The 13,050-nt window shown below is 45.3% G+C and carries 12 protein-coding genes; 3 read left to right on the top strand and 9 right to left on the bottom strand.

All coding sequences use genetic code 11. The annotated features are described in order from the left end of the window. Nucleotides 1–162: 162 nt before the first annotated feature. Both larD and C5Z26_RS00500 read right to left on the bottom strand, forming a co-directional pair. Nucleotides 163–879, bottom strand: a complete 717-nt coding sequence (gene larD, locus C5Z26_RS00505; protein WP_105448105.1) for a D/L-lactic acid transporter LarD — start codon at nucleotides 877–879, stop codon at nucleotides 163–165. Between the two features lie 165 nt (nucleotides 880–1,044). Next, nucleotides 1,045–1,971: a YihY/virulence factor BrkB family protein gene (locus tag C5Z26_RS00500; RefSeq protein ID WP_105448104.1), complete on the bottom strand. Its 927-nt coding sequence runs from the start codon at nucleotides 1,969–1,971 to the stop codon at nucleotides 1,045–1,047. Nucleotides 1,972–2,094: 123 nt separating this feature from the next. Here C5Z26_RS00500 and C5Z26_RS00495 point away from each other — a divergent pair, with 123 nt between their 5' ends. Then, the gene (locus C5Z26_RS00495) at nucleotides 2,095–3,036 is read left to right on the top strand and encodes a glycosyltransferase family 2 protein (protein WP_105448103.1); all 942 of its coding nucleotides are present in this window, start codon (nucleotides 2,095–2,097) and stop codon (nucleotides 3,034–3,036) included. 51 nt (nucleotides 3,037–3,087) lie between these two features. On the opposite strand, the gene wecB is transcribed toward C5Z26_RS00495, so the two are convergent. The 3 genes from wecB to C5Z26_RS00480 all read right to left on the bottom strand — a co-directional run bounded on the left by wecB (nucleotide 3,088) and on the right by C5Z26_RS00480 (nucleotide 7,053). Next, on the bottom strand, nucleotides 3,088–4,200 hold the full coding sequence (gene wecB, locus C5Z26_RS00490; RefSeq protein ID WP_105448102.1) for a non-hydrolyzing UDP-N-acetylglucosamine 2-epimerase: 1,113 nt from the start codon (nucleotides 4,198–4,200) through the stop codon (nucleotides 3,088–3,090). 122 nt (nucleotides 4,201–4,322) lie between these two features. Further along, complete coding sequence (locus tag C5Z26_RS00485; protein WP_158682762.1) at nucleotides 4,323–5,888, bottom strand: serine hydrolase domain-containing protein; 1,566 nt, start codon at nucleotides 5,886–5,888, stop codon at nucleotides 4,323–4,325. 19 nt (nucleotides 5,889–5,907) lie between these two features. Beyond that, nucleotides 5,908–7,053 (bottom strand): serine hydrolase domain-containing protein, encoded by a 1,146-nt coding sequence (locus C5Z26_RS00480; protein WP_105448100.1) that lies wholly within the window; start codon nucleotides 7,051–7,053, stop codon nucleotides 5,908–5,910. Nucleotides 7,054–7,266: 213 nt separating this feature from the next. Between C5Z26_RS00480 and gdhA the strand changes: the two genes are divergently transcribed. Beyond that, on the top strand, nucleotides 7,267–8,622 hold the full coding sequence (gdhA, locus tag C5Z26_RS00475; RefSeq protein ID WP_199774969.1) for an NADP-specific glutamate dehydrogenase: 1,356 nt from the start codon (nucleotides 7,267–7,269) through the stop codon (nucleotides 8,620–8,622). Nucleotides 8,623–8,844: 222 nt separating this feature from the next. Here gdhA and C5Z26_RS00470 read toward each other — a convergent pair whose 3' ends face one another. Continuing rightward, entirely contained in the window at nucleotides 8,845–9,399 is a 555-nt protein-coding gene (locus C5Z26_RS00470; protein ID WP_105448098.1) for a hypothetical protein, read from the bottom strand. A gap of 479 nt (nucleotides 9,400–9,878) precedes the next feature. Next, a complete protein-coding gene (locus C5Z26_RS00465) occupies nucleotides 9,879–10,325 on the bottom strand; it encodes a hypothetical protein (protein WP_105448097.1) in 447 nt (148 codons plus the stop codon). A 198-nt stretch (nucleotides 10,326–10,523) separates the two neighbouring features. On the opposite strand from C5Z26_RS00465, the gene C5Z26_RS00460 reads away from it, so the two are divergent. After that, nucleotides 10,524–10,739, top strand: coding sequence for a hypothetical protein (locus tag C5Z26_RS00460; RefSeq protein WP_105448096.1), 216 nt, complete (start codon nucleotides 10,524–10,526; stop codon nucleotides 10,737–10,739). 97 nt (nucleotides 10,740–10,836) lie between these two features. Here the strand turns inward: C5Z26_RS00460 and C5Z26_RS00455 are convergent, their stop codons facing one another. Together C5Z26_RS00455 and C5Z26_RS00450 are read right to left on the bottom strand one after the other, a co-directional pair. Next, nucleotides 10,837–11,703: an alpha/beta hydrolase gene (locus C5Z26_RS00455; protein ID WP_105448095.1), complete on the bottom strand. Its 867-nt coding sequence runs from the start codon at nucleotides 11,701–11,703 to the stop codon at nucleotides 10,837–10,839. Next, complete coding sequence (locus C5Z26_RS00450; RefSeq protein ID WP_105448094.1) at nucleotides 11,700–12,995, bottom strand: PTS transporter subunit EIIC; 1,296 nt, start codon at nucleotides 12,993–12,995, stop codon at nucleotides 11,700–11,702. The genes C5Z26_RS00455 and C5Z26_RS00450 overlap by 4 nt, the downstream gene beginning before the upstream one ends. Nucleotides 12,996–13,050 lie beyond the last annotated feature (55 nt).

The raw sequence follows: 13,050 nt of genomic DNA, 5'->3' as shown, positions 1-13,050 counted from the left end.
ATTTTTTTATGTAAACCTGCATTTCCTATACTAATTGGTACCTATCCGATAACAGTCGTTTACTACTAATATAGACAATTGTTACCGATTAAATTTCAAAATAAAAACACCTACCCCGTATCAACAGGCATAGATGTTAAAATCAATCAGTATTTATTTTACCTATCCAATTCCAAAGAACCCATGCATAAACAGCGCCGCACAAGCAGCCCCAACGAATGGGGCAATCCCAGGAACGATAATCCCGTATTGCCAGTCGCTGTCAGCTTTATTCTTAATTGGCAAGATAGCATGTGCAATCCGTGGCCCCATGTCTCGGGCTAAGTTCATGGCGAATCCGGTTGGCCCACCAAGGCCCATCCCGATTGCCCAAACTAACAACCCCACGCCGATTGGTACAATCCCCGGTGTCTTCACTTCAGAAATAGCTAAAATCCCAGAAATAAAAATAAAAGTATCAAAAAATTCAACGAAGAAATTCCGTGGTAAGTTCCGAACGGCTGGTGCAGTTGAGAATAAGTTTCGAATTGTAATTGGTGAAATTTCACCGGCAGAAGCAGCAAAGTGATCAGCATACATGATCCAAACAATCACGGCACCGACAACCCCACCTAACACTTCAGCAACGGAATAAGGAATAAACATGCTCCAAGGGATATTCCCTAAAAGACATTGCGCAAAAACCATGGCCGGATTAATCGAGACATTCCCAAAAATAAAGAGCGCAATGGTAATCCCAAAACCCCAAGTGGTAATCGCAAAAATATGCCCAGAACCACGATACTTGGTCCCCTTTAAAACTTCACTACAATGGACCCCAACACCAAAAATAATCATCAAGGCGGTTCCCATGAACTCTGCCAGCAGCTGATGAATCACTATATTGTCCTCCTGTGGCGTTCGTGACGCCGTTTTATTTTGAATTAAGTACCGTTAACTAACTTTCTGAAAGTAACGCGTCTTTTTTCACACGAACACCATTATACACAAAAAACTAACCGTTTAATACGTGAAATTGATAAAATTGCCACTTTCTGCGCAAATTTAGCCCTTATTTGACTTACGGACCCGCCCTAGTCGCCGCCAAATGCGTTTCATCATCCGTGGTGACTTTGGCTGAATCGTCTGTTCAAACCATTCCTGAACGGTAGCATTTACGACCCCACCAAACATCAGCAACATCCCAGAGAAGTTCAACCAAAACATTAAGACAATCAGACTACCAATCGTCTGATATGATGTCACCCGTTGTGCAAAGAGCTCGACATACAATCGGAATCCTTGTGAGATCACAATCCAGCCAACCGTTGTGACTAACGAGCCAATCCACACATAGCGGAGCTTCACGACAGCATTCGGGACAAAATAATATAGCAATAACGCCAATACAAACATCCCCACAAAGGTAATTAAGTTTTTATTGGCTAGCAAGCTTGTCCACCACCCCGGAATAAAGGCTTCAGATGTATTCGTCAGTTGCAAGATAGCATCCATAATCACCTGACTGAGCGTAAAGAAGATTGCCAGTCCAACGATGAGCACTAATAGACCCAAGGTCAGTAAGAACGCCATCAGTCGCGTCACAATGGCTCCCTGTGTATCCTTAACGCCATACGCTTCATTCAAGCTGCGCCGGACAGCTGCGATAATTTGTGATGCCGACCAGATGGTCACCACAATCCCAATCGACAAACTACCACTCCCACTAGAAGATAGGAAAGAAACTAAAATTGGTTTAAAGATTGAATAAATGTTACTTGGAATAAACTCTTTAGCGTAAGCTAAAATCTGGCCGGTTTTTAAATCAAACCGGGCCACGATATTACCAACAATCAAAATAATCGGTGCAATTGACATTAAGGCATAATAGGCTAAAATAATGGCATTGTTACTTACATTAGCTTGATTATATCTTCTCACAATTATTTCAATCCATTTAGCAGTTTTGGGGTAGCGTGTTTTAAGGCTCATCTGATGTTCTCCATTAATTTAGTTAGTGCTTTCCATTATACAATGGATTGAAAATCGAAACAGCTTAAATACATTGTGGTAAGCTATTAAGTAGTCAAAAAGGGAGTTAGGAGCTTAATATTTATGAAAACTATGAGTTTAATTGTGCCCTGTTACAATGAAGAGCCCACAATTGAAATTTTCTTTAACACCGTTGAAAAGGTGATCAGTGCACATCCGACTGAATTTGCAGCCATTCATCATGAATATCTATTCATTAATGATGGCTCAAGCGATGGAACCCTGAAAGAATTCCGTAAACTACAGGCCGCCCATCCGGATATCGTCCACTATATTTCATTTTCACGTAATTTTGGCAAGGAAGCTGGCTTAGCGGCTGGTTTACAACATGCGCATGGGGATTACGTGGCCGTGATGGATGTCGACTTACAAGACCCTCCAGAATTACTACCAGAAATGTTAACCACGATTGAGACCGGCGATTATGATTGTGTTGGCACGATGCGGGAAGACCGCAAAGGTGAACCCGCCATCCGTTCCTTCTTCTCACGGTCATTTTACGCCGTCATTAATAAGATTTCAAAGGTTCAAATCATCCCGAATGCCCGTGACTACCGCTTAATGACTCGTCAAATGGTGGATGCTATTCTTGAATTACCAGAATATAATCGTTTTTCGAAAGGGATTTTTAATTGGGTCGGTTTTCGCACGACTTATCTCAAATTCGAGAATGCTCCCCGGTCCGCTGGTGAAACCCATTGGTCTTTCTGGCAGTTATTCAACTACTCGATTGAAGCCATTGTTGACTTTTCCGACGTTCCCTTAAAGATTGCCACATTCATCGGGGGCTTATTCGCCGCTATCTCCGTGGTTAGTATGATTGTGGTTATCATCCGCAAGATTCTCTTCGGTAACAGCGTTGGTGGCTGGGCCTCGATGGTCTCCATCCTACTCTTTACTGGTGGTATCCAACTCTTCTGTATGGGAATTATTGGGAATTACCTCGGCAAAGTCTACTTGGAAACCAAACATCGGCCGCAATATATCGTACAAGAACAAAAGTAAGTTAAATCAAAAAATGAGCTAGCGAAATTAATCGCTGGCTCATTTTTTAGTTTAGTTAAAATGTTCGACAATTGCCTTTAAGATATAGGTCGCTGCATGGCCGTCACCATAGGGGTTCTTGGCCGCTGCCATCCGATCATACTCGTCCTGATCATCTAACAACTGCGTCATGGCGGCTTCAACCCGGGCACCATCCGTCCCCACTAACTTCAAAGTACCCGCGTCAACCCCTTCTGGGCGCTCAGTCGTTGTCCGTAAAACCAAAACAGGTTTATTGAGTGACGGGGCTTCTTCCTGTACACCACCAGAGTCCGTCATGATAAAGTAACTCCGAGCCGCCATATTATGAAAATCAACGACATCTAGCGGCTCAATCAAGTGAATCCGGTCAGTTTGACCTAGTACCCGCTGCGCAATCGCTTGTACAACTGGACTTAAATGGACTGGATACACGACTTCCACATCGGGATGGCTCAAGACGACCCGCTTAATGGCCGCAAAGACCGCTTCCATCGGAGCACCTTGATTCTCACGTCGATGCATGGTTAACAAGATCATGCGGTGCCCCGGTTGAATCAAGTCCAACGCCGCATGCTGATAGTCCGCACTGACCGTTTGCTTTAGCGCATCGATTGCCGTATTCCCAGTAATCGTAATCTGCGCTGCTGGATGATTTTCTTTGAGCAAATTGGCGCGGCTCAGCGTAGTTGGCGCAAAATACATATCAGCCAACACATCCGTTAGCTGGCGATTCATCTCTTCCGGATAAGGTGAATACTTATCCCATGTTCGTAGGCCCGCTTCCACGTGTCCCACTGGAATTTGATGATAAAAAGCACTAACACTGGCGGCAAAGGTGGTGGTCGTATCACCGTGAACTAAAATAATATCCGGTTTGGCAGTTGCTAATACTGCATCTAATTTCGTTAACACCCGACTCGTAATCCCGGCCAAAGTTTGATTGGGCCGCATAATATTTAAATCATAATCCGGTTTAATCTTAAAAATGGTCAACACTTGATCCAGCATTTCACGATGTTGCGCAGTCACTACCGTAATGGGCGTAAATTGCGCCGATTGCTGCAACTGTAGCACGATTGGGGCCATTTTAATGGCTTCCGGCCGGGTCCCAAAAATAGTCATTACTTTAATTTTTTTAGTCATCCTTATGTTCACCTATATTCTCATGATAATTTTCGTCAAATTTATTAAACTAGTTACCGTTATGATACCGTTAAACGCAATAACTAGCCACCACAACCGACACATTTAACAAATTCTAAACCCTAATCTGCCGCAATCAAATTGGCAATTCGCTGAACCAGTTGCTGAGCCAACTGATGGTTCGCTTGATTCATGAAAAAGACGACCGTCACCCCACCGGCTGCGGTTCGCTGATAAAAATTACTGATGTCATTATCATAGCCTGAAGCGTGTTGCCCGCCACCGGTGCCGTAATACCACCCGGCAGCGTAAGTTTTCGCCCGAATTCGCGTCAACTGCGTACGCATGTGGGGCGATAACAAGGTCCCGTCGTTAAAAGCCGCCACAAATCGGTAATAATCCATCACCGTAGTCCCAATATCGCCGGCCCCTAATTCACTAGACAACAACGGCAATGAAATGTGCCGTGCCGGCGTTGTGGCCCGGGCCGTCGCCACATAGGGTAACGCAATCTCTTGATGTGCGAACTGACTCCAAGGCGCCGTCTGCGTCATTCCGGCTGGTTTCAAGACCCGTTGCTGCAAGTTTTCTGCATATGTTTTTTTCGTTACTTGCCGAATGACCCCTGCCAATAACGTATAGTTGGCACTACAATAATGCCAATGATGCTGGTTGGTGGACGTTAGGTACTTCAACGCCCATTGCACGGCTGCTGCTTCCGACAAAGGTCGCGTTGGGGCCACCTCATTCATCGTAATACCGGAAGTATGATCCAACAACTGTTGCATCGTGATCTGCTTCGCATACGGTATCTGCGGGTAAAATTTTGCCAACGTCGTGGTCAACGTTAACTGATGGCTTTGAATCAACTGACCAATCATGACGCCGGTCATTGCTTTTTGCAACGACGCAATCGGATAAATGGTTGTCGGCTTATCCAAGGTTGCCGATGGCCGATCAGTCGTACCATAATCTCGGACAGTCGGCATCGTCTGGCCTTTTTTAGCAACTAACAACGTTCCTTGAATTGATTGGGTCGCAATTAACTGGTCGATTTGCCGCCAAGTCTTAGCCTTAATCGGCGTCACCATGGCAGCTTGATAATCGAACGGTGATGCCGCTACCCAACCATACCGATGCTGATTGATTTGTAATAAGTAATACTGCCCAACACTCGTTTGCGTAGTGCCAATCACCTGAACTGCCGGCTCAGTTAACTTCTTCGCAGCTACGCGCTGTGTCACCGCAGTTTTGATTGTGCCCGGCGGTCCAGCTAAAGTAACCGTAACCTGCTGATTTGGTTGGCTTAAGACCAAATGACCGTTACGCTTGTGCGTGCCCCAGCGCTTTAAATGACCTGCGACTAACGCTGGTTGAACCGGCTGTAGGTCTGCTTGCTTGACCCATCCGCGTGGCTGACCGGTTAACGTTTTTAAATAACGGTAAGTGGTGTGCTGGCTGGTGACGGGGAGCGTGCCCCGATATAGTTGCCCCGATCGCACCGCTCGTGATTGTGACTGACCAGCTGACGCTTTTGCCAACGTGGTATGCACTTGAACCCGCGCTGACTTAACTTTAAAGTACACCGCTACGTCACGGGTCTCGGTCGCAACTAAGCCCCCCAATTGTAGGCCGATTAAACCACTCACAATGACGACCCCCACTTGTCTCAGTCGACGCAACCACATCTTAACATCCCCCATTTTGCTAACGTTTAAACCGTTCAGCCCGTTCTAAAATTGCTTGAATCTCATAACCAACGGCGTTATCTCGTTTAAAATTCCCTTGATTATCGAATAAGACAACGCCCACACGGCCATCCGTCGTCCCCATATAATACGTGTGAAAGCCATTGTCGCTCCCACCAATGCGGACCTTGTCTTGACCCAAATAATAAACCCCCGCTGCGTAGGTCAAATGCTGATTCGCCGTCAACATGTTAAGGCCCATCTGACCAACTAATCGACCGGATAGTAACGCCTGCATAAACCGATAATAATCGCCCACACTCGCATATAAGCTCCCACATCCTAGCTCACTAGACTGTAACGGTTTCGACAAAAATACCCGTTGCAACCCCAGATTGGTCCGCCGATAGCCGACTGGATTGACGACATTAGCTGGAACCTCATTATAAGCGTACGTATGCCGCATTCCCAGTGGCTTTAACACCTTGGCTTGTAAATTAGCTTGATAGGAGCGACCGGTTACTTGGCGAATGACCCCAGCTAACACCGTAAAATTCGCATTAGAATACGCATAAGTATGATGATTCGTTGATATTAAATGTGTCAACGTATAATTAAGTTGCGCGGTTTCCGTTGGCAGCAGCTTTGATGGGGTGGTCTCCTTCATCCGAATACCAGACGTGTGATCTAATAACTCACGGATCGTAATCTGCTTTGCATAGGGCACTTGCGGCAAATACGTACTTAGTGGGGTGCTCATTGACAATCGTTTTTCATTGATTAGCTGTTGAATCATGGCCCCCGTCACGGCTTTTTGTAATGATGCCAGCGGATAGGCCTCATTCGCGGTATTCGGTTCAAGTGGCGCTACGTTGGCCGCGCCAAATGACTTAATCTGAACACCGGTCGGTCCATTGTTCGTCACTAGTAACGTTCCCATAATTCGCCGCCGCTTAACCAGGGCCGTAATCTTAGTCATCGCCTGGGCTTGCGTCAATTGCCGCGTTGATGCCGTATCAGCCATCGCGGTCTTTTTGACCAATGGTTTAGACGCCGTTGCCGAATTAACCCGCGTCGTCCGAATACCATGAAATGCCAGTCCCATCAGACTAACCACGACTACGCTACCGACTACTATTTCCAAGGTCAACCGCCATCGCTTCATAATTACTATAATCCCCCAATTCTTATTGTTGTAAGGATACGGCTCCACTTGGCAGAATGCACGCAAACATCCTTTTGTGTTAAGCGACCGAACCATTTTTCAATTTGACGGGTATAATCACCAAAATTCCGGTGCAAATTAGGCGATTTAACTCGTGCAATTACCGAACAAAACCAGTAAAATATGAATGATAGTTAACTTATGTATGGAAGGATGATTATATTGAGTAAAGCAACCGATTATTTACAACATGTTTATACGGTGATTGAGCACCGTGATCCGAACCAAGCTGAATTTTTAGAAGCCGTCCATGACTTCTTTCAAACGATGACGCCGGTCTTCGAGCAACATCCAGAATACATTGACGCCAACATTTTGGAACGCCTAACCGAACCAGAACGGGTCATTCAGTTCCGTGTGCCTTGGTTAGATGATGCCGGTCACGCTCAGGTCAACCGGGGCTTTCGAGTCCAATTCAACTCAGCCATTGGTCCTTATAAAGGCGGCTTACGACTCCACCCTTCCGTCAACCTAAGTATCGTTAAGTTCCTAGGGTTCGAACAAATCTTTAAAAATGCCTTAACTGGCCTCCCAATTGGTGGCGGCAAAGGGGGCTCAGATTTTGACCCTAAAGGTAAATCTGACCACGAAATTATGCGCTTTTGTCAAAGTTTCATGACGGAATTAAGCAAATATATCGGACTAGATACGGACGTTCCCGCTGGTGATATTGGTGTCGGTGGCCGTGAAATCGGCTATCTCTACGGCCAATATAAGCGGCTGCGTGGTGCCGACCGGGGCGTCTTAACCGGTAAAGGCTTAACCTATGGCGGTTCTTTAGCACGAACCGAAGCTACTGGTTATGGCTTGGCCTACTATACCGCTGAAATGCTCAAAGCCAACCACCTCAGCTTTACGAATCAACGGGTCGCCATTTCTGGTGCTGGTAATGTGGCCATCTATGCGATTCAAAAAGTCACTGAACTTGGTGGTAAAGTGCTCACTTGTTCTGATTCCAACGGATATGTCGTGGATGAAAACGGGATTGACTTTGAAATCGTTAAACAGATTAAAGAAGTCGATCGTGACCGCATTAAAGCCTATGCTGATCAAGTCCCAAGTGCGACCTATCATGAAGGTTCCGTTTGGACTGCTGAGCTTGCTTATGACATTGCCTTACCTTGCGCAACGCAAAATGAAATTGATGCTGACAACGCAGCAACCATTATCGCTAACGGGGCTAAAGCCGTCGCTGAAGGCGCCAACATGCCTAGCACGCCCGCAGCGATTGCGGCTTACCAAGCAGCTGATGTCTTATATGGTCCCGCTAAGGCAGCCAATGCTGGTGGTGTCGCCGTCTCTGCTTTGGAAATGAGCCAAAATAGTATGCGTTTGAGCTGGTCTTTCGAAGAAGTCGATAACCGTCTAAAGACGATTATGCAGACTATCTTTGCCCAGTCCGTCGCCGCAGCCGATGAATATGCCGTTAGTGGCGATTACCTAAGTGGCGCTAACATTGCTGGTTTCACAAAAGTTGCTGATGCCATGCTTGCCCAAGGGCTGGTTTAAAAGTCCCTAATTTAACTCAACCCTAAAACCCCCATTCCAAGGACCGTTACGATAACGGCGACTTGGAACGGGGTTATTTGTTTAAGTGACTGATAGCTGTTGAGACCAACAACATTAACCACATTTACATGCCAAATAGACAATTATCATAAGTTATGTGCGGCCTGATCACATGGCCTAAGCTAACTAGTCCGATGCTTATTTTAAGCTAATCGTCATTTATTAATCTGGATAGCCAGTATGTTTCGCTAACTGGGCATAGGTTTCATGGAGTGTCTTAGCGGCGACTTGCCACCCAACCTTCAATAATGGAATTAAACGTAAGGGGTCTTCAACCGGAATGCTGTGTGCATGGGCGAACTTAAAAATAGCTGGTAAAACTTCCATATCTGAATTTGCAAAATAATAGTTCCCCGCATCCGTCACAACAAAAATAGTTGCGCGAAAAGCATGTCGCGGATCGAGTCCTTGAGTGACATGCCAGCGAATAGCCCCCACCTGAATAAGTTTAATATCGGTTAACGCCATTTCACCCAAATTCCGGCGCTCTGGCGACCATAAAATCACTTTTGTCGGTGTCAATTCAACCATCGCATAGTGCTCGCTCCGGGTCCCCGATAGCCGGCGTAACCAGTTCTTTTCCGGTACCGGTTGTGGATATTCAGTGCCTTGAATTTCAAAATGAAACGGCACAATACATTGTTTGGCTCGGTCAATCGCACGATAATGACCAGCAATCTGATGATTTGTAAAAATTGATGCCATTGGTTTAAACATGATCGTCACTCCTCTCACCGTTAGTATACGCTTTCATTATCATTTTTACAGCTTTTTAATCGCATTAATTTAACCCTCAGGGTAATCAAAAATGGCTACCGAATTACCAAGTTGTAATTCAATCGCCATTGACCTTGCGGACACCCGGGGTTCTCATCCTATGTGCGCATCGTGCTTTTAAAAGTATGTGTGCTGACGGATTAACACTCGTTAAACCGCCACCCCCAACTTTGACAACCAAGGGTGCCGTCAGTCCGTAGATAATTGCAAGCTAACGCTAACAACGCCTTTTGACCTAATCCCAACTAGCAACTGCTATTGAGGTCAATTCCCATTATATCACGATTGTTAATAATTGCACAAATGGTTTTGTAACTTCGTTTTTTCACTTAACAAAATGACTCGCCCATAAAAAATAACGTTTGAGCAGCACTCAAACGCCATTACTAAGGAGCATTATTTTATTAACCACCTAAAGCTTAGGCTGGTTTAGGGGCATTTTCCTGACTATCATCAAAATCCGCTGGCATCACTGCAAAATTGCTAGCTTCCGTTGAGAACAAGGCAGCATAGGCCCGTACTTTAGCTGATAAAGCGGGAATAATCGCACCGTTTAGGTTATCTAGCATCCCTTTTTCATCATCTTCTAACGGCTTGTTACTGGCTTGCCGTTCAATCATGCTGACCATTTCACCACTTAAACGCACAATGGCAAAGACCGTTGCTGATAAATCGTACATTTCTTCCTTATAGGTCACGTCTAATTGGGCTTGCACGACGTCATCCCCAAAGGTTTTTTTAACATCTGGATTAGCTGGTGTATAACTAAATTGCCCTTGGCCGGGTTCATCTTTCGTTTCATCACGGTCATAAATAATTTGAAAATGTAAATCTTGAATCGCTGAGTTTAAAATTTCAATATTCATTTAAGTAAACCCCTTTTTTATAATATCTTCACCATAAAGGAAATACGCCTAAAATACAATCACATTTCATCGGTTTTCGTTAATTCTTTGTTAACAGGCGGTAAAAAGATTGTAAACGTCATCATTATCCTCCTAGATTGACGGCGACCACAATTACTTATAAACTAATGGAGCAGTTTAGTTAGGGGGAAACTAATTTTGAAAACACGACGACTCATGACACTGATCCTCATTATAGGAATTGGTGGCAGTCTGGCTTTAACACCAACCACCACGATTGATGCCGCTCGCCGGCCCATGCCGCGAACCTTGCTACGCTTACGCTTGAAAATCAAACGGCCAGCCAAGCACCGGTCAACTACTAAGAAAAAAGTTGAGACGAAACATCACGTTTCCAGCCATCATCGTCGTTAACACGAAAACTGATTTGAAAAATAAGTGCTGCCGGAAACCAAAAAATTCTTGCAGCACTTATTTTTTATCGTTATAGTTGCCAAAAGTCAGTTTGCAACTATTGCGGCTTCATTTGTTGCGCATTTTGCCGCCTAATTTTATCCGAGACATTTTCATCAAGCAGATACTGTCGAATCAACGCCACAATCTGTTTATTTTGTGGTAGATCAGAATGCACGGCATTTGCACCCGTAACGGTCACTTCAGTAAAGTGTTTCACTTGGTCTTGAAAGATGTACTTGCCATAATTCACACTATTGTATGGAACCGTCCCATCACTCGTGTAATTTTCGGTTCCCGCGATTGAATAGACCGTTAAAGCTTTCGGTAAGCCTTCGCGATACCGGTACAGCTCCTTAAACATCCCGGTCTTAGCTGTGGTACTCGTGGATTCCATATTATATGGCGTCCCAATCGTCATTAAGCGATCAATTCTGACTTGCGGTGATTGCTTTAGATAGCGCGCTAAAAACAGTGTCCAGATTAGGCCACCGTTAGAATGCCCCAACGCCCGAAAATGATTAAACCCGTATGTTTTGACTAACGCTTTAAACGCTGTATTCAACCAAACCGCCTGCTTATCAATATTAGCTTGCCCGTCTTTATTATTTTCAAAACTAATCACAATAAAGGGCGCCGTATCACGGCGGCTCAGATTACCACGATACTGAATCGTGCCATCCGTCTTAACCGTTAACTTCAGCACACTGTGTTTTTGCGGTGTCTTTTTACCCAATTCCGTAATCAGGGTATCGAAGCGATTCTGTGTCGCACTGGACCCCGGAATCATGATGACCGGTGCCATCCGCGTTCGACCTGCATTCTTCAACGTTTTAATGTTAGCTTTTGACCAGTTATAAGCCGGCCAACTGACCCCCACTAAAATAACAATACCTAATAACCAACGCCACCAATTATGCTTCATCGGCTAGCTCCCCCTTTGACTGCTTGATTGTCTAACCAAATGAAAGGTAAATAAATAGCCGTGGCGACCACGAGATTCACCCCGCTCACAAGTAAGGCGTGCCAATCGCCTCCGGTCCCCAACCAACCCATCAAGAATCCTGGTGTGGTGCGATGCAATGGATAAACCACTGGTGGCATCCATTGTAACTTCAATGCAGTCCATGTGATGAGGGTCGTCACTAAAGGCGCCACTAAAAACGGAATCGCTAAAATCGGTCGCAAAATTAAGGGTAACCCGAATAACAAGGGCTGATTAAAGTTAAACAAACTGGGTAGCCAACTGACTTTAGCCACTTGACGATACCGGCGATGCCGCGATTGCCAAAGAATGGCAATAATTAACGCCAGCGTCATCCCCGGACCACCCACATTCGCAAAACTATCAAAAATCGTCTGCACGGTCACTGGATTAGGCGCCCCCCAGGCCGACCCATGTTGGAGCGCATATTCTAAGTTTTGAATCGTACTGACCGAACTGTCCCCACTAAAATCAAGGGGCCCAACTAACCCGAGTAGCCAGTAGCTATTACTTAAAAATGTGACGCCTAAAATAGCACCCAGCACGGTGCCAGGATTTACAAACGGCCATTGGCTAACGAGATAAAACAAGCCATTTACACCGGTCTTATTCACCAGACTACTCCCATAGCTTAGCAAGCTGAACCCACCTAAAGTCAAAACTAACGGTAGCCAATTCATTTTAACCCGGGCTAACCACTGGCGTTCGTTAAAAATCGACTGACTAGGCGCCGTCAACTTATTAAACAAAGCGCCGGTGATTAATCCGACCAATAGTGCGAGCAAAAAGCCCCGCATCCCTAAATTAGTGGTTAAAAATGATGTCCCTGCCGCTTGATCCGTTTTAGTTGCGATTCCAAAGTTAAAATTCAACATCATAAAACTCAAGGTTGCCGTCAGCCCAGCTAATAAATAGTCCCGTTGGGCCGACCGCACAACAAAATTTGCCACCGCAAACGCTGCGGCAACCGCAATCAAACCATTCAGACTAGCACTTAATAACGTGGTATACCGAGCAAAATGTGAAAACCCGGGTAACCACTGACTGATGGCATAGATTTGATTAAGAAAGCCATTTTTTTGAAAGACTGCTTGATTCACACTGTCCACGTAAGCCCCAAGTAAGACGACTGGAAATAATAATTGCAAAGTGGCTTGAATCGCTTGAAAATACCGTCGTCGATTCAGCCAAGCTTCCATTTTCAGTAATTGTTGCCCCATTCGATACATCATCCGCTGAGCTCCCCTCTTAACCTATTTTAAATATACGCTACCCCAACGACACTGC

It is taken from the genome of Lactobacillus sp. CBA3606 (genome assembly GCF_002970935.1).
In the GTDB taxonomy this organism is placed as follows: domain Bacteria; phylum Bacillota; class Bacilli; order Lactobacillales; family Lactobacillaceae; genus Lactiplantibacillus.
Note: the sequence above shows the minus strand (reverse complement) of the source record. Positions and strands in the feature narration are given on the sequence as shown.

Bases quoted from the DNA above. Each gene is read 5' to 3' on its own strand.
- C5Z26_RS00495 (WP_105448103.1), top strand. From the start codon at position 2,095: ATGAAAACTATGAGTTTAATTGTGCCCTGTTACAATGAAGAGCCCACA.
- C5Z26_RS00465 (WP_105448097.1), bottom strand. From the start codon at position 10,325: ATGAATATTGAAATTTTAAACTCAGCGATTCAAGATTTACATTTTCAA.
- C5Z26_RS00480 (WP_105448100.1), bottom strand. From the start codon at position 7,053: ATGAAGCGATGGCGGTTGACCTTGGAAATAGTAGTCGGTAGCGTAGTC.
- gdhA (WP_199774969.1), top strand. From the start codon at position 7,267: ATGATTATATTGAGTAAAGCAACCGATTATTTACAACATGTTTATACG.
- C5Z26_RS00450 (WP_105448094.1), bottom strand. From the start codon at position 12,995: ATGATGTATCGAATGGGGCAACAATTACTGAAAATGGAAGCTTGGCTG.
- wecB (WP_105448102.1), bottom strand. From the start codon at position 4,200: ATGACTAAAAAAATTAAAGTAATGACTATTTTTGGGACCCGGCCGGAA.
- C5Z26_RS00500 (WP_105448104.1), bottom strand. From the start codon at position 1,971: ATGAGCCTTAAAACACGCTACCCCAAAACTGCTAAATGGATTGAAATA.
- C5Z26_RS00470 (WP_105448098.1), bottom strand. From the start codon at position 9,399: ATGTTTAAACCAATGGCATCAATTTTTACAAATCATCAGATTGCTGGT.
- C5Z26_RS00485 (WP_158682762.1), bottom strand. From the start codon at position 5,888: ATGTGGTTGCGTCGACTGAGACAAGTGGGGGTCGTCATTGTGAGTGGT.
- C5Z26_RS00455 (WP_105448095.1), bottom strand. From the start codon at position 11,703: ATGAAGCATAATTGGTGGCGTTGGTTATTAGGTATTGTTATTTTAGTG.